This is a genomic window from Mucilaginibacter sp. R-33 (assembly GCF_049949235.1).
GTDB lineage: Bacteria > Bacteroidota > Bacteroidia > Sphingobacteriales > Sphingobacteriaceae > Mucilaginibacter.
The window spans coordinates 2,155,680-2,172,099 of sequence record NZ_CP188089.1 but is presented as its reverse complement, the minus strand read 5'-3'; the positions used below and the strand labels follow the sequence as shown (position 1 = coordinate 2,172,099).

Sequence of the window (16,420 nt, the reverse complement as noted above, 5' to 3'; positions counted from 1 at the left end):
TAATGAGGTCTTATAAATAATGACATACAATAAAGCGTATTTTCAGGAACTGATAATTGAGCAAATTACAGGCGTAATAAGTGAGGAAGACAGTCATTTGCTTGAACAGGCTATACAACATGATCCCCGGATTAAACAACTGTGGGATGAAATGCAACAGGTACTTACTTCAGATAAAGCTCAAATCTTCTTTAATAATATTGATGAAAATAAAGCCTGGGATACAATCCAGCCTGAAATAAAGCCGGTGCGATCGATCAGGCCTGGCTGGGCAGGCGCAGTAAAATGGCTTTCTGTAGCAGCTTTATTATGCATCGCGTTTACCGCAGGATATTATTGGCGGCAAATGCCTGTTAATGCTCTTGTTGCTGCAAAAAGAAATCTTAAAACACCGGCCATTGAGCTACGATTGGCAAACGGGCAGCATATCAACCTGTCTGATACCAGCAAAAAGGTGATCAATATGTCGTTTGCTCATTTAAAGAAAAGTGTTAACGGTTTAAGTTACCAGGTGGATAATAGTAAAAGTGAAGAGTGGAGCACACTCGTTATTCCTTCAAAATTAAACTACCGGATAGTACTTTCAGACGGTACACAGGTTTGGTTAAATTCTGTATCAAGCCTGCGCTTCCCGTTTTCATTTTTAGGCAAAACCAGGGAAGTGTACTTAACAGGCGAAGCTTTTTTTAAAGTTGCAAAAAATGCTGCCCACCCGTTTATAGTTCATACAGGCCAAACTGATGTAAAAGTTTTAGGTACAGAGTTTAACGTAAATACTTATCATGCCGGTGAAACAGTAACTTCGTTGGTTGAGGGCTCGGTATCAACAAGCGGTCAGGATAAACAAAAAATGCTTTTACAACCTGGCTACCAAGCTGTTTATACATCGGGGGCTGGGTTTCGGGCCCAACCATTTGATTCTGCTGTTGAACTGGCCTGGATGAATGATATTTATTATTTCCATAACATTAAACTTCACGATATAAGCGATGTGCTGCTCCGCTGGTTTGATGTAAAAGTGGTTTTTGACGATCCAGCGAAAGCCGACGAAGCATTTAGTGGTGCTATTCAAAAAAACAAACCAATTGAAGTTTTCATTCAAAATATTAAAGCATCTGCAGGAGTTTCGGCCCTTTTAAAGGAAGGGGTTTTACACATCAGGTAAGAAAGCGCCACGGTTAAACCACAACCTGTTTCCCGGTTATTTAATGCCTGGCCCTTAAGCGCCATGGGAATCATTTGCCCTTGTTTGTCAAATGGGTAGCATTAGTAATGCATTGAAATAGTGTTGATTAACAATGTTTGTTTTTCATTGTAATAAAAAAAATACAATTTTTCTTGTTTCCGTTCACCCGTTTTAGCAGGAACAGGTCTTAGAGAAAACCAATCGTAAACCCAATAAATATGGAGAGAATTCTATTCAGCCGGCGGCTTATACTGCCCTTTATTTTTCTTTTATTGGTAACCCGGTATAGCGCTGTACAAGCGCAGGGTACTGGACCAATAACACTTAAAAAGGCTAACATCAGTTTGGCCGATGTATTTAAATCAATCAAAAAGCAAACGGGCCTAACCGTTTTTTACAGTAACACTCTTTTGAATGACAAAGAATTGGTTACTGTTGATTTTAAAAACGCTGAACTGAAAGAAGTGTTCGGCGTTCTTTTGAAAGGAAAAAACCTGAATTATGTAGTGCGTGACCAACTCGTTGTTATTGAAAAGAGCGAACCCGCGCCCGTTGTAAACCCTCCCAAAAAAGAACCTGCAGGAGCCGTCGTTCCTAAAAAAGTGCAGGGGATTGTTTCTGACGACAAAGGCCTTACTTTACCAGGTGTAAGTGTTAAGGTTAAGGGAACCATGAACGGCACACAGTCAGACATGGATGGAAAGTACACTCTTAATTTAAAGGAAGGCGGAGGTTCAATTATTGTATTTTCATTTGTGGGATCAAAATCGCAGGAATTTGATCTTGCAAACTATTCTCCATCAGCCGGCGGCGTTTATAAAATTAATGTGCAAATGGGCGCTGATAAAAATGGCCTTGAAGAAGTTACCGTAGTTGCCTACGGTACGCAAAAAAAGGCGAGCCTTGTTAGTTCGATTACCTCTATAAACCCTAAACAGCTCAAGGGGCCGTCAAGTAACCTTACCACCATGTTGGCAGGCGTTGTACCGGGGATGATCTCTTACCAAAGAAGCGGTGAACCGGGTGCTGATAATGCCCAGTTCTTTATCAGGGGCGTGGGTACGTTTGGAGCTGGTAAGGTTGATCCGCTGATATTGATCGATGGTATTGAAATGGGCACCACCGATCTGGCAAGGCTTCAACCAGATGACATATCGGGCTTTTCGGTGCTGAAGGACGCTACAGCCTCATCACTATATGGTGCAAGGGGGGCAAACGGTGTAATATTGGTTACAACTAAGCGTGGTGAGACGGGGGCTGTAAAATTCAATATCCGCGGTGAAAATTCAACATCATCAAACGTCAAGAATATTGATCTGGCCGATAATATTAGTTACATGACATTGGCTAATGAAGCGGTACTTACCCGTAATCCGCTGGGCATCTTGCCTTATTCGCAAAATAAAATAGACCATACTGCAAAAGGTGATGACCCGTTGTTATATCCCAGTAATAATTGGATCAAGCAGTTGATCAAAACCAAAACCAATAACCAACGGTTTAATATGAACGCCAGCGGCGGGTCAGAAAAAGCTAAGTACTATCTGGCCATGACCTATAATATTGATAATGGCAACCTGGCCGAGAACAGCCTTAACAATTTCAGCAACAACATTAAGCTGCAATCATATTCTCTTTTATCAAACACAACTTTAAACCTTACTAAAACCACCGAGGCGGTGGTGAGCTTAAAAGGCCAGTTTGATAGTTATCATGGCCCTATCGGCGGTGGTGGTTACACTTTTTTAAACGCCCTTTGGAGTAACCCTGTAGCTTTTCCGGCAATTTATCCGGGTAATTTGCTGCCATATGTAAATCACCCGCTTTTCGGTAATGCCATTATACCTGGTGGCGGTTTGTATATGAATCCTTATGCGCAATCCCTGTCTGGTTTCCAAAGCTCAAATACCAGCACACTGACAGCGCAATTAAGCTTAAGTCAAAAGCTTGATTTTATAACGCAGGGTTTATCGGCAAGGGCAATGGCGTATACTACGCGTTATTCATACTTCACTGTTTCACGTCAGTATAGTCCTTATTATTACCAATCAGATGTAGTTAACGGAACCTTTAACGGCTTAACGCTACTTAATAACGGATTGGCAGGCAGCAGCATTGGCAATACGCCAACCGAATATTTGACTTATAATCAAGATCCGGCGTTAAATGTTTCTAATTCCATAGCTTACATCGAAACAGCGGTAACCTATAACCGCACCTTTGCTCAAAAACATGCTGTTAGCGGGTTACTGATCGGGACTATGCGTAACTATCTTACAGGTAATGCCAAAACATTACAATTATCATTGCCGTCACGTAATCAAGGGGTATCGGGCAGGTTTACCTATGGTTATGATAACCGGTATCTGTTTGAGTTTAACTTTGGTTACAATGGGTCTGAGCGTTTTGCAAGTAATCACCGTTTTGGTTTTTTTCCGTCTGTAGGTGCGGGTTGGGTAGTGTCGAACGAGAAGTTTTTTGAGCCATTGCTTTCAACTATTGATAACCTTAAATTCAGGGTTACCTATGGTTTAGTAGGTAATGATCAGATCGGAAAGCCGGAAGATCGGTTTTTCTATTTGTCTGACGTTAGTTTAAATAATGGCGCCTATGGCCAGTTTGGTACCAACTACGTATATAGCAGGCCGGGCGTAGCTACCAGACGTTATGAAAATCAGAATATTACCTGGGAGCAATCAAGGCAAACTAACCTCGGCATGGATTTAACTGTGGCCAAAAACTTCACCTTAACAGTTGATGCCTACCAACAAAAACGTGACAATATTTTAATGGTACGCAGCACCATCCCAACCTCTATGGGTTTGCAAGCTGATATATCTTCAAACGCAGGTAAATCATCCAGTAAAGGGGTGGACATTGCTATGGATTACAAGAAAAACTTTAACAACTCTTTCTGGATCCAATCGCGCGGTACGCTTACTTATGCTAAGAGCAAGCTGTTGAAAAATGAAGAACCTGTTTATCCAAATAACCTTCAATACCTGAGCAAAGTAGGTAATTCCTTAAGCCAGATATATGGCCTTATAGCCGAGCGGTTATTTATTGACAATGTAGAGGTAGCCAACTCGCCCGTCCAAAGCTTTGGCGACTATAAAGCCGGCGATATTAAATACCGCGACATGAACGGCGATGGAAAAATAACCAGTTCAGATATAGTGCCGATAGGGTATCCGCAAGTGCCGGAAATTATCTACGGTTTCGGTTTTTCTGTTGGGTATAAAAACTTTGATATCAGCGCGTTTTTCCAGGGCTCGGCAAGGTCTTCTTTTGTCATCAATTCAGCAGATATTTCTCCGTTTTATTTAGTGAGCGGCCTGCAGAACAACGGCCTTAATACAGGTAACCAAAGCGGTCTGTTAAAATCAATTGCCGATGATCACTGGTCTGAAGATAATCGTAACCCTTATGCGTTTTGGCCACGCTTAAGTAATACCATACAAGCCAACAACAGCGCTACACCAAATTCTCCAACATCAACATGGTGGTTAAGAAAAGGCTCGTTCCTGCGCCTGAAGTCGGCAGAACTTGGATACAATTTCAATAAGAGTCAACTCAAGTTTATCCATTTGAATAGCGCACGTATCTATCTAAACGGTTTAAACCTGTTAACCTTCAGTAGCTTCAAGCTTTGGGATCCCGAAATGGGAACCTCAGGATTGGGTTACCCGATTCAAAAAGTATTTAACGTGGGCCTGCGGGTAGAATTTTAAAGCTTTCAAATTAATTATATGAAAAGTAATTTTATACAAAAAATTAAGCAATCGGTATTAAATCAAACACCAAAGGGAAATATCTCCATGGTAATAATGATCTTAATAATGATTGTGCCGGTAACATCCTGTAAAAAATCTTTTTTGGATGTTGTACCTGATAACGTATCAACAATAGCCAACGCCTTTGTTTCACAAACCGAGGCCGAAAAGTATTTGTTTACCTGCTACTCATACCTACCTACGGAAACAGATCCCACTTATAATGTTGGGCTTACCGCCGGTGATGAAGTTTGGGTGGAAGACCCTGCAAATCACATACGGTCAACAAATGTACTGCAGTTGCCCAGAGGATTCCAAACCTCGTCAGATCCTATTGCTAATTATATGAATGGTACCAGGGACGCGGCTGCGAATTATAAGGCTATACGGGATTGTAATGTTTTTATTGAAAATGTAAGCGACAAAGGCAAAGTGCTTGATTTGGATATTGACACACGTGAGCGTTGGATTGCAGAAGCTCAATTTTTAAAAGCTTTTTATCATTTTCAACTTTTCAGGGCTTATGGGCCAATCCCCATTATCGATAAAAATCTGCCTATTGACGCCTCCATTGACGATATACGGGTAAAACGCCGGCCGGTTGATGAAGTAGTAAATTATATAGCCGGGTTATATGATCAGGCTGCCGCAAAATTACCTTTAACAATCAGGAATGAAGGAAGTGAACTGGGGCGTGTTACCAAGGCGGCTGCTTTGAGTATGAAAGCCAAATTGTTAGTAACGGCGGCGAGCCCGTTGTTTAATGGCAACCCGGATTATAATTCATTCAAGAATAAGGATGGCGAGCAGTTGTTTAACCCCACTTTTAGTGCCGAAAAATGGCAGCGCGCTGCCGATGCCTGCAAAGCAGCCATTGATTTTTGCGAGTCGCAAAATATACGCCTTTATACGTTTCCTACACCTACTAATCCACTTAGTCAAACTACTATGACTCAAATGGGTATAAGAAACGCGATGAGCGAAAAGTGGAATGAAGAGCTGATATGGGGGCTAACTGCCAATAATAACATCAACTATAATTCATTCTTCCAGTCGATGTGCGCCGGGCAATATGATTTTAACAATGCCGATGCCGCAAAGTCAGCCAATCGCCCGTTACTTGGCCCTACCTTAAAAATGGCTAAGATGTTCTACACTAAAAACGGGGTGCCGATTAACGAAGATAAAACGCTTGATTTTAGTGATATAGCTCAGCTAAGGGTTGGTACCCATGACGAGCGTTTTAACATCAAAGAAGGGGAAACAACTGCAAGGCTTAATTTTGACCGGGAGCCACGTTATTATGCCGACCTTGGATTTGACCGCGGTGTTTGGTATATGGCCAACAGCCCAACTAAAACCGATGAAGATACCTGGTGGATGAAGGCCCGCGGTGCCGAAGTTGGGCAATCGTCACCTATACCAATTGCTGGTTTTTATATGAAAAAAGCCCTTAACTGGCACTACGAATGGGCAACGGTTACCTATATCAATTACCCTTGGCCCGAAATGCGTTTGTCTGATCTGTATTTGCTTTATTCAGAGGCATTAAATGAAGCTCAGGGGCCTGTAGCTGATGTATATACCTACGTAAACCGCGTGAGAGCGCGGGCCGGCCTGCCTACGGTTCAGGATGCCTGGACTAATTACAGTATTAATCCAACCAAATATACTACGAAAGAAGGAATGAGGTCAATCATACAGCGGGAACGCAGCCTTGAACTTTGTTTTGAAGGCCACCGGTTTTGGGACCTTTTACGCTGGAAAACAGCCGGTGTTGAACTTAATGGAAACGTAACAGGATGGACAATAAGCGAAAATTCACCTCAGTTATATTATCGCGAACGGTTGATTTTTTCGAGGCATTTTGTGATTCCGCGCGATTACTTATGGCCAATAAAAGAAAGCGATTTACTGGTTAACCAAAACCTGGTTCAAAACCCTAACTGGTAGATATAGCGACAATATGTTTAACAATAAAAACATTCACATGGAAACAATGAAATTACGGGCTGCTTTCTGGATCGGGTTGTTAGCAATAATAATAACAGGCTGTAAGCAGGAAACACTTAATAAACCTACTATAACTAATAACAACCCGCCTGGAGTTGTTACCAACGTGCAGGTACAAAACGAAAACGGTAAAGCCAGTTTAACTTATACGTTACCCGGAGATAATGATCTGTTTTACGTAAAAGCAGTTTACGAAACCTCTCCGGGTAAAACACGCGAGGTAATTGCATCACGCTACACCAATACATTAACTGTTGATGGCTTTGGCGATACCCTGGCACATGTGATAAAGCTTTACGCGGTAAATTCAAGCGAAAAGGTTTCGGCACCTGTTAGTGTCACAGCAAACCCTTTAACGCCACCGTATCTTCTTGCTTACCGATCACTTAAAATAACTGCTACTTTCGGTGGTTTTAACATTGCTTGTGATAACCTTACCCAGGATAACCTGGTTATTGTACCAATGGTTGATACCGCTAACAATGGTTTATATGTGCAGCCAAAGGGTATGGATAATGTTTACAGTAACAGCATCTCAATAAAAGCTGCTGTAAGAGGTCAGCCGGCTATTGAGCGTAAGTACGCATTCTTTGTAAGGGATAGATTTTTAAATAAATCCGACACTTTATTTTTAAATCTTACACCTTTTTATGAGGAGCAGTTTTCAAAATCGGATTGGTCGGTTTACAAGCTGCCAGGCGACGCAACCAACTTGTATTCATATACCGATGTAACCAAAATTTTTGATGGAAACTTTACCGGCGGTTGGCCAAATTGCCTCTTTACGGTTGAAAGTGCCGGAAGCCCGCAAATGGTAACAATCGATCTTGGTAAACAAAGGGTATTCAGCCGCTTTATTCTCAATCCATTCATCGAGATCGGTAATGTATATTATGTAAGGGGTAATTTGCGTGATTTTGAAATATGGGGATCAAATTCGCCAAATGTGAATGGCGCGCTGGATGCTTCATGGACGAAATTGTTAACCTGTAACATAGTAAAACCATCTGGTTCACCTTCAGGTACGGAAACAGCCGCTGATTATAAATACGCACACGATGGATGGGGCTTTGATTTTCCGGCCGGATTAAGTGCTTACAGATACATCAGGATCAGGAGCTTGCGTAACTGGACAGGATCGTACTTTATGAGTATCAGTGAATTTACCATGTTTGGAAAGTAACAAGGCCGATGCATTTATCAATTTAATTACAATTATGAAACTATATAAAATAACATCATGCTATCTTTTAGTGCTGGCTGCTTTCACTATGAGCGCCTGTACAAAAATGGATGATTATAAAAAGAAATATGAGCCCAATGGGGCAATAATATATCCGGGCAAACTGGATTCCGTTCAGGTGTTTTCTGGCAAGAACCGTGTTTTGCTAACTGGTCTGTTTACATCTGATCCTAAAATTGTGAAATACCGGGTATACTGGAACAGTAAACAAGATTCGATAGAAACGCCTGTAACCCGTACATCAGGGGTTGACACGGCTAAATTGGTCATACCTAATTTACCTGAAGGTACAATGACCTTCGAGGTCCGCACTTTTGATAACGGGGGCCATATTTCCGTTCCGGTTACATTGGCTGCTAATGTATATGGTACTCTTTACCAAAGTTCACTTATCAATAGAGGTATAATCGCGGTCAAATTACAAACAGATGGCTCCGCGTTAATTAACTGGGCTGACGTTAATGCTGATGACGGATTGGTTTCAATGGAACTAAAATACACAGATGCTGCCAATAAACAACGCGATACAGTAATTGTATCACAGCCAACTGGTTTAAGCACCTCTCTGCCTAAATTTAATGCCGGAAAAACGCTTAGTTACCGCACAGGTTTTAAACCCAATAAAACGGCCATCGATACTTTTTATGCAGATTACGTAGATCAGAAAGTAATCGATGTAACTAATGCTTACCTCTTAAACACAGGGCCTTTTCAAAGAAACACCTTTGATGGCCGTTGGGGAACCCTCGCCGCGCCATGGATAACCAATGCGGCGGCCAAAAATAAAGATGGCGGTACCAATGGGGGCTATAGTTCTGATGGCGGCGGTACTATTAACTGGGAAACATGGAACAATACACCTGTTGTAAACGGTATAGTATATCAGGCTACGTCTTCGCAGCTATCGGCAGGAAGTTATACTGTGTCATTTGATGCCTATTCGGAAGTGCAATCAAATTCATCGGTTTACTGTGTGGCAGCCGCCGGAGGGAACGGCATCCCGATACTCGCAGATCTTTCAACAGCGCTGGGATCTGTAAAGATGTATAACGGCGCAAAGGCTGGTACAACCAGTCCGAGTTCAAGGGATGTGAAAACTTTTACTTTTACACTTTCTTCACCGCAGGTTGTGTCCATAGGATTTCTGGGTAACCTGGTTGGTAATGGAAACCCAGGCAATTATTTTACGGTGTTTAATATTAAACTGTTTAAAAATTAAAAATGATAAAAAGTCCCCGGTGTAAGCCAGGGACTTTTTACTTTAATTTAGCTACCGTTTACAATTGAGCTTATTCATAAATGGCTACCTGTACAGGTTCGTCCTCAGGTATTTCCTTAATTTGAGCTGATATTGATTTTTTTGTTGCATTTGAGGTAATAAAACTCATGCCAAATGCAAGTAAAAGCAGTGGTATTGTCATCCAGATTACTTGATGGATACCATAATGGGCAATCACAAAACCACCCAGTAAAGTGCCCAATGTAATACCGGCGTTAAAGAAGGAGGGAAGCAGGCTGTTTACAAAGTCAAGCGCTGGTTCCTGAATACCATGGGTAAGTTGTATGTTGGCCGCCAGGAATCCCCCGGTATGTATAAACCCCCAAACCGAAAGAATAACAACCATCGGAATAAAATGCCCGCCAAACTGATACGCTAATATATGGGTTGCGATCAATGAAAGTAAAAACAGGCGTGTGGTTAGTGTTACATTTTTGCTAAGCGCAATGCCCATAAACCAGTTACCGGCAATGCCTGTACCACCAAATACCAACAGCATGATACTGATCTGCGCCCCGCTCATACGCGAAACTTTATCCAGATATTCTGCAAGATAACCATAGGTGGCAAACATGCCCGCCAGGATAATGGTTGAAGCCAGTAGCTTAATCCATAAGTGCGCACTCCGCAGTAGCTTTACCTGGCTTTTGGGGCTTGCCTGTTCCTCGTTAACCGGCATTGAAGGTGCAAATAGCGTCAACGCGCCAAAGGCTAACAGGTTAATGACGGCTGATAAGATAAAAGACGCCCTCCAGCTAAAAATATCTGCCATATAAGTGGTTAAGGGTACGCCCAACACGGTAGCAACGCTAAGCCCGGCCATTACTATAGAGATGGCTTTGGGCGCATCTTTTGGCCCTGCTTGTTTTGCAGCTGCAGTCATGGATACAGCCCAAAACACCGGGTGTAAAAACGCCGGTAGTATACGGGCAATCATAAGTACGGTGAAGTTAGGCGCTATTGCCGATAACAGGTTAGAAACAACAAATATTCCCAATACCAGGCACATCACAAATTTGCGGTTAAGACGTGCTGTTAGCATATTGGTAAACGGGCCTGCAAGCGCCACCGTTAACGCGAAGGCACTAAGCAGCCAGCCTGCCGTATCAATGGAAATATGAAATTCTTTCACCAGGTCGGGAAGGATACCGATAACCCCGAACTCCGTGGTTATGATACCGAAGGCACCAAGGGCCATAATGTAGATTAATTTATTCATGAGTAGATATATTTAAATATTTGAATGTTTCGATGTTTTTTGCTTTGAAATAGCGGGTTAAATCAGAAGATATTAATACTTAACTTTTCAATTCGTTTAGGCAGGCAATGTATTCATCAAGTACCCGCTGGTTCAATACATATTTAAGGTTGCGGCCTTCTTTTTGTGATAACAATAAATCGGCATCAACCAGCTGTTTAAGATGGTGTGATACGGAAGGTTGGGTAAGGTCAAGGAGGTCGTTTACCTCTGCACAGTAAAGGCAATCTTTCCTTTTTTTAAACTGTTGTAAAATAGCTATCCGGTTTGCATCGCTCAGCGCCCTGGATATTTTCTCTATTTTTTTGTTGTCCATTTTTTTTGCCGTCAATTATATGTAATCAACGTTATAATGTAAAGGTAAAATAATATTAACATATAGAAATGTTTCTATGTATTTAAAGCATATAAATGACAATAAAAGGATATATGGGCAGGCCTAATGGAGGAGAGATGCTTCTCCTGTGTTTCATTTTGTCACAAACACCCCCGTTTGTTGGCACATTTGCCTGTTTAATAGTGATCGTGCTGATCTTAATTTTATCGTATGAAAGTAGTAAGAGTACAATACACCACGCGCGCGGAGTTTGCGGCCACCAATCAGCGGAACATCGCTGCCATTGTTGAAGAGTTGAAAACTTTAAATCATCCCGGTATTAAATATACAGCATGGCTATTGCCCGACGGTAAAACATTCATGCATTTCGATCAGCTCGAAAATGAAGAAGCCCACCTTGTATTACAAGGGCTGGCTTCGTTCCATAAGTTTGCTGACGAACTTGAGGCCAGTGATTTAGAAGTCGAACCTAAGCTTGAGCTGCTTTCGCTTGTGGCGTCTACGGAGACCTATTTTTAATGCACTAAAACTACTGTTTGCCGATTGGTAATGCCGTTTCTGTTTTCGCAGCTTTCATCACGAGTTTGGTTTCTACCTTGCCAATAGCAACAACCGCGAAAAGCCGGTTCATCAAAAAATCATAATACTCTTTGCGGTCTTTTACGGTTACCTTAAGTATAAAGTCAAAATCGCCGGTGAGATGATAGCACTCCAGCACTTCCGGAAGTTTAATGATCTCACTTTCAAAATGACTTAAACTGTGCTGGCTGTGGTCCTTCAGTTGCACATGCGTAAAGGTCATGAAATCCAGCTCAAGCTTTTCATGATCAAGCACCGCAACATATTTTTTTATATAGCCTCGCTCCTGGAGCGAACGGATCCTGTTATTAATAGGAGTAGTGGTTTTGTTAAGCTTAAGGCCTATCTCCTGGCCGGTAAGGCGTGCATTTTCCTGTAAAAGCTGGAGTATGCGGATATCTGTTTCATCGAGTTGGTTGAGCATAAGAGTTATAAAAACTAAAATATAAGCTTTAAATATTTACAAAAAGTTTTAAAACCTGTTTTTAAGAATATTTTTAGTCTTAAAAACTAAATTTTAAGTGCTGTGTGGATTATGAGGTTGTGAATATACAATTTTACGTCATAATACTATGAAGTACGAAAAAAATCAACCGTCCCCGGTAATCCTTGTTACGGGTGCCCGGGGGCAGATCGGTACCGAACTGGTTGCCGCTTTAAGAAATGTTTATGGCAGGGAACAAGTAATTGCCACTGACTTGCATGATGCTGCGGCACTCCCGGATTTAGAGGGGCCATATCACCAGTTAAATGTATTAGGTAAAGATGAGCTGGAAAATCTGGTTGCTACCTATGGAGTAACTCAAATTTATCACCTCGCAGCTACCTTATCTGCCAAAGGAGAAGAGGCCCCGCTAAAAGCATGGCACCTGAACATGCAAAGCCTGCTCAATATATTGGAAGCAGCCAAAGATCATAAATTGGATAAAGTGTTCTGGCCGAGCAGTATTGCCGTATTTGGGCCATCAACAGCACGTAAGATCAGCTCCCAGAATGCTTTGCTTGATCCGCAAACGGTCTACGGTATCAGTAAGGAAGCTGGTGAACAGTGGTGCGCCTATTACAGGGAGCATTATGGGGTGGATGTACGCAGCTTGCGTTATCCGGGATTGATCAGCTACAGTGCTCCTGCTGGCGGGGGCACTACAGACTATGCAGTAGCTATATTTCACGAAGCTTTGCAGAATGGACGTTACGAATGCTACCTAAGCCCCAACACCGCATTACCTATGATGTATATGGATGACGCGGTAAGGGCTACACTTCAACTGATGAACGCGCCCGTGGAAGCACTCAAAGAACGCGGAGCATATAATATCGGTGCTTTAAGTTTTACACCTGCTCAGCTTGCCGTAGAGTTGAAAAATCACCTGCCCGATTTTACCATTAGTTATAACACCGACAAGCGCCAGTCCATTGCAAACTCATGGCCCGCCGGTGTTGAGGATGCTGAAGCAAGGCGCGACTGGAACTGGCGTCCTGAATATGATCTTGCTACTATGACTGCAGATATGCTCGGTCATCTTACGCCTGTTTATAAAAATAACAGCAATACTGCCGCAGTGAGTTAAATAAGGGTTTAATGAGAGACCTGAATATTACCCAATCGATCACAGCCCGGGATGCTGCTTCGCTGGAAAAGTATTTTAGTGATATTGCCCGCGAGCCAACTATCAATACGGAAGAAGAAGTTCTGTTAGCTCGGAAGATCCGGCAGGGAGATCTGTCGGCTTTGCATAGGTTGGTAAAGGCCAATCTGCGTTTTGTGGTTTCCGTGGCAAAAAAGTATCAGCACCAGGGCATGCCCATGGGCGACCTGATAAGCGAAGGTAATTTGGGTTTGCTTGAAGCTGCGAAACGGTTTGACGAAACCCGCGGCTTCAAGTTTATATCTTATGCAGTTTGGTGGATCAGGCAGCGAATCATGGAAGCGCTGTTGGATAAAACGCGGATGATCCGCCTGCCTGCCAACCAGGTGGATATGATTGTTCATGTTAACAGGGCTACAGGGGTTCTGGAACAACGACTTGAGCGACTGCCCGTCCAGGATGAAATAGCGGCATTCCTGGAAACTGCTGAATGGAAAGTAAAAGAAGCTTTACATGTGGCTCCTTTTACTCATTCGTATGATAAAGCCGATACACCCGGCAATGACGGATACAGCCTGCTTGATCGTTTACATACAGATGAACCCGGAATAGAAGGCCTTTTGGAAGCTTACCAACTTAAACAACAGCTTGATGATTTGCTTAATAAGCTAAACGATGCTGAACGATCTGTTGTGTTTTATCATTATGGTCTGGACGGGCACAGTGAACTCTCGGCTCCCGAAATCGGTAACCGGCTTGGTATTAGCGCAGAAAGGGTGAGGCAGCTAAGAAACCGGGCTATTGACAAGCTTAGGGAAAGTGCTAATTTGCAAAAACTTGAAATTTAAGATAAAGGGTAGGGATTTATTTTCTGTGTCTTAATTTCTTTCGGTGCTTTATCCTTTGTTTGTTAACTTCACTAGCCCATTATTCAGGGCTAATTTGCGACTAAAATGAGCTCCTGAACCATTTATCTTGCATTCGCTGAATTAAGCAAACGTTTGCGCTAAATTAAGATCGCAGGAAATTAGGCATTCCTATTTAACCTTTATAATTTAGGAACTTAAAAACATCATGGTCGGTACACTTAATATACGGTCAATCATGTTCAACCCTACAAATGCAAATGAAAAAAATACTCCTCTCTTTATTATTGCTAACCCTCACAATTTCACAGGTTTTTAGCCAGGCGAAACATAGTTTTAAAATTGCTGATGGCAATTTTATTTATGATGGAAAACCCATCCAAATCCACTCGGGCGAAATGCATTTTGCAAGAATCCCTAAAGCTTACTGGAAGCAGCGCCTGCAAATGCTCAGGGCAATGGGTATGAATACGGTTGCTACTTACGTTTTCTGGAACCATCATGAGGTCAGTCCGGGTGTATGGGATTTTAAAACGGATAACCGCGATATCCGCGAGTTTGTAAAAACCGCACAGCAGGAGGGCTTAATGGTAATATTAAGGCCGGGGCCTTATGCTTGTGCCGAATGGGAATTTGGCGGCTATCCCTGGTGGCTCCAAAATGATAAACAATTGGTTATCCGCAGTAAAAACGAACGCTTCCTTGATTCATGCAAAACTTATATTAACCAGTTGATGGGGCAGGTTAAAGACTTGCAAATAACCCATGGCGGGCCAATAATCATGGTTCAGGCCGAAAATGAATTTGGATCATATGTAGCCCAGCGTAAGGATGTGCCGCTTGCCGATCATAAAATTTACAGCGCAGCTATAAAAGATCTGCTTTTAAAAGCGGGCGTTGATGTGCCATTGTTTACTTCTGATGGCGACTGGTTGTTTGAAGGCGGCGTAATTAAAGGGGCATTGCCAACTGCCAATGGCGAAGGTGATACCAAAAATTTGAAGAAGCTCATTAACCAATATAACGGAGGAAAAGGCCCTTATATGGTGGCCGAATATTATCCTGGCTGGCTTGACCATTGGGGCGAGAAATTTGAAAAAGTATCCGAGACCTCGGTAATTAAAGACCTGGAGAAGTACTTGAAAGATACCGTATCATTTAATATATACATGGCACATGGTGGCACCAATTTTGGTTTCACAAGCGGTGCTAATTATGACAAGGAACATCAAATTCAGCCGGATATCACCAGCTATGATTATGACGCCCCTATCAGCGAGGCAGGATGGGTAACTCCCAAGTTTACAGCTATCCGCAACATGATGAAAAAGTATGCAGCTTATGCTATTCCTGAAGTGCCTGCGCAGCTCCCTGGGATCCGTATTCCGGCTATTAAGCTTACCAAAACAACCGATTTGCTGGAGATGGCGAAAGATCAGCAGGCAGTAGAAAGCGATACCCCGCAAACATTTGAAGAGCTTAACCAGGGCAATGGCTATGTATTATACAGCCGTAAATTTACCCAACCTGTCAGCGGCACTTTAAACCTGGAAGGTTTGAGGGATTATGCAACCATATATATAAATGGCGAAAAAATTGCGGAGCTTAACAGGCAAAGCAATAAATTCAGCTGCCCTATAAATATTCCTTTTAATGCGCGTTTGGATATTTTGGTTGAAAACCTTGGCAGGATCAATTACGGTGGCGAGATCATTCACAATCTTAAAGGAATCATTAGCCCGGTGAAGGTTGACGATCATGAAATTACAGGCAACTGGCAAATGTATAAGCTACCTATGGATAAAGCACCGGCGCTCGGGGCAGGCACAACAAACACAGCGGGCCATCCAGCACTTTACCAGGGAACATTTGACCTGAATAAAGTGGGAGATACTTTTTTAGACATGAAGAATTGGGGTAAAGGTATAGTATTCGTAAATGGGATCAACATTGGCCGCTATTGGAAAATTGGGCCACAGCAAACGCTTTATTTGCCAGGGTGCTGGCTTAAAAAAGGTACAAACAGTATCGTTGTACTTGATCAGTTGAATGATATCCAGCAAACAGACATCGCTACGGTAACCGTGCCGGTATTAGATGGCCCGGTAAGTAAATAATATAATTTAACATAAGGAATGACGGCAGGAACCTATCCTGTCGTTTTTTTATGGCTGTTATTCAACAGGGTTGAGTTTTAATATTTAACTATTACTATTTAAACATAATGGGTAATTTAACCTATCGTTTATATCAATAGATAAGCCTTAATAATAGTTCTAAATATTGGTACGGGTTGT

12 protein-coding genes are annotated in these 16,420 nt (G+C 42.3%); 9 read left to right on the top strand and 3 right to left on the bottom strand.

The window, feature by feature from the left end:
• Positions 1–19 precede the first annotated feature (19 nt).
• The 5 genes from ACP26M_RS09280 (at position 20) to ACP26M_RS09260 (ending at position 9,434) form a co-directional block, all read left to right on the top strand.
• Positions 20–1,165: a FecR family protein gene (locus ACP26M_RS09280; RefSeq protein ID WP_426588192.1), complete on the top strand. Its 1,146-nt coding sequence runs from the start codon at positions 20–22 to the stop codon at positions 1,163–1,165.
• Between the two features lie 239 nt (positions 1,166–1,404).
• The gene (locus tag ACP26M_RS09275) at positions 1,405–4,917 is read left to right on the top strand and encodes a TonB-dependent receptor (RefSeq protein WP_426588190.1); all 3,513 of its coding nucleotides are present in this window, start codon (positions 1,405–1,407) and stop codon (positions 4,915–4,917) included.
• 18 nt (positions 4,918–4,935) lie between these two features.
• Positions 4,936–6,912, top strand: coding sequence for a RagB/SusD family nutrient uptake outer membrane protein (locus tag ACP26M_RS09270; protein ID WP_426588187.1), 1,977 nt, complete (start codon positions 4,936–4,938; stop codon positions 6,910–6,912).
• Positions 6,913–6,949: 37 nt separating this feature from the next.
• The gene (locus ACP26M_RS09265; protein ID WP_426588185.1) at positions 6,950–8,155 is read left to right on the top strand and encodes a DUF5000 domain-containing lipoprotein; all 1,206 of its coding nucleotides are present in this window, start codon (positions 6,950–6,952) and stop codon (positions 8,153–8,155) included.
• 34 nt (positions 8,156–8,189) lie between these two features.
• Positions 8,190–9,434 (top strand): DUF4998 domain-containing protein, encoded by a 1,245-nt coding sequence (locus tag ACP26M_RS09260; protein WP_426588183.1) that lies wholly within the window; start codon positions 8,190–8,192, stop codon positions 9,432–9,434.
• A 70-nt stretch (positions 9,435–9,504) separates the two neighbouring features.
• Here ACP26M_RS09260 and ACP26M_RS09255 read toward each other — a convergent pair whose 3' ends face one another.
• Together ACP26M_RS09255 and ACP26M_RS09250 are read right to left on the bottom strand one after the other, a co-directional pair.
• The gene (locus ACP26M_RS09255; RefSeq protein ID WP_426588181.1) at positions 9,505–10,713 is read right to left on the bottom strand and encodes an MFS transporter; all 1,209 of its coding nucleotides are present in this window, start codon (positions 10,711–10,713) and stop codon (positions 9,505–9,507) included.
• A 79-nt stretch (positions 10,714–10,792) separates the two neighbouring features.
• Positions 10,793–11,068 (bottom strand): ArsR/SmtB family transcription factor, encoded by a 276-nt coding sequence (locus ACP26M_RS09250; protein ID WP_426588179.1) that lies wholly within the window; start codon positions 11,066–11,068, stop codon positions 10,793–10,795.
• Positions 11,069–11,299: 231 nt separating this feature from the next.
• Here ACP26M_RS09250 and ACP26M_RS09245 point away from each other — a divergent pair, with 231 nt between their 5' ends.
• On the top strand, positions 11,300–11,608 hold the full coding sequence (locus ACP26M_RS09245) for a hypothetical protein (RefSeq protein WP_091162842.1): 309 nt from the start codon (positions 11,300–11,302) through the stop codon (positions 11,606–11,608).
• A gap of 10 nt (positions 11,609–11,618) precedes the next feature.
• Here the strand turns inward: ACP26M_RS09245 and ACP26M_RS09240 are convergent, their stop codons facing one another.
• Complete coding sequence (locus tag ACP26M_RS09240) at positions 11,619–12,092, bottom strand: Lrp/AsnC family transcriptional regulator (RefSeq protein WP_090525447.1); 474 nt, start codon at positions 12,090–12,092, stop codon at positions 11,619–11,621.
• 148 nt (positions 12,093–12,240) lie between these two features.
• Between ACP26M_RS09240 and ACP26M_RS09235 the strand changes: the two genes are divergently transcribed.
• The 3 genes from ACP26M_RS09235 to ACP26M_RS09225 all read left to right on the top strand — a co-directional run bounded on the left by ACP26M_RS09235 (position 12,241) and on the right by ACP26M_RS09225 (position 16,240).
• A complete protein-coding gene (locus ACP26M_RS09235; RefSeq protein WP_426588176.1) occupies positions 12,241–13,239 on the top strand; it encodes an NAD-dependent epimerase/dehydratase family protein in 999 nt (332 codons plus the stop codon).
• An 11-nt stretch (positions 13,240–13,250) separates the two neighbouring features.
• Positions 13,251–14,105, top strand: a complete 855-nt coding sequence (locus ACP26M_RS09230) for a sigma-70 family RNA polymerase sigma factor (protein ID WP_188831883.1) — start codon at positions 13,251–13,253, stop codon at positions 14,103–14,105.
• Positions 14,106–14,383: 278 nt separating this feature from the next.
• Positions 14,384–16,240 (top strand): glycoside hydrolase family 35 protein, encoded by a 1,857-nt coding sequence (locus ACP26M_RS09225; RefSeq protein WP_426588173.1) that lies wholly within the window; start codon positions 14,384–14,386, stop codon positions 16,238–16,240.
• Positions 16,241–16,420 lie beyond the last annotated feature (180 nt).

Excerpts from the sequence above, each read along its gene's own strand:
- ACP26M_RS09275 (WP_426588190.1), top strand. The coding sequence starts at position 1,405 with ATGGAGAGAATTCTATTCAGCCGGCGGCTTATACTGCCCTTTATTTTT.
- ACP26M_RS09280 (WP_426588192.1), top strand. The coding sequence starts at position 20 with ATGACATACAATAAAGCGTATTTTCAGGAACTGATAATTGAGCAAATT.
- ACP26M_RS09245 (WP_091162842.1), top strand. The coding sequence starts at position 11,300 with ATGAAAGTAGTAAGAGTACAATACACCACGCGCGCGGAGTTTGCGGCC.
- ACP26M_RS09230 (WP_188831883.1), top strand. The coding sequence starts at position 13,251 with ATGAGAGACCTGAATATTACCCAATCGATCACAGCCCGGGATGCTGCT.
- ACP26M_RS09255 (WP_426588181.1), bottom strand. The coding sequence starts at position 10,713 with ATGAATAAATTAATCTACATTATGGCCCTTGGTGCCTTCGGTATCATA.
- ACP26M_RS09270 (WP_426588187.1), top strand. The coding sequence starts at position 4,936 with ATGAAAAGTAATTTTATACAAAAAATTAAGCAATCGGTATTAAATCAA.
- ACP26M_RS09265 (WP_426588185.1), top strand. The coding sequence starts at position 6,950 with ATGGAAACAATGAAATTACGGGCTGCTTTCTGGATCGGGTTGTTAGCA.
- ACP26M_RS09240 (WP_090525447.1), bottom strand. The coding sequence starts at position 12,092 with ATGCTCAACCAACTCGATGAAACAGATATCCGCATACTCCAGCTTTTA.
- ACP26M_RS09260 (WP_426588183.1), top strand. The coding sequence starts at position 8,190 with ATGAAACTATATAAAATAACATCATGCTATCTTTTAGTGCTGGCTGCT.
- ACP26M_RS09225 (WP_426588173.1), top strand. The coding sequence starts at position 14,384 with ATGAAAAAAATACTCCTCTCTTTATTATTGCTAACCCTCACAATTTCA.
- ACP26M_RS09235 (WP_426588176.1), top strand. The coding sequence starts at position 12,241 with ATGAAGTACGAAAAAAATCAACCGTCCCCGGTAATCCTTGTTACGGGT.
- ACP26M_RS09250 (WP_426588179.1), bottom strand. The coding sequence starts at position 11,068 with ATGGACAACAAAAAAATAGAGAAAATATCCAGGGCGCTGAGCGATGCA.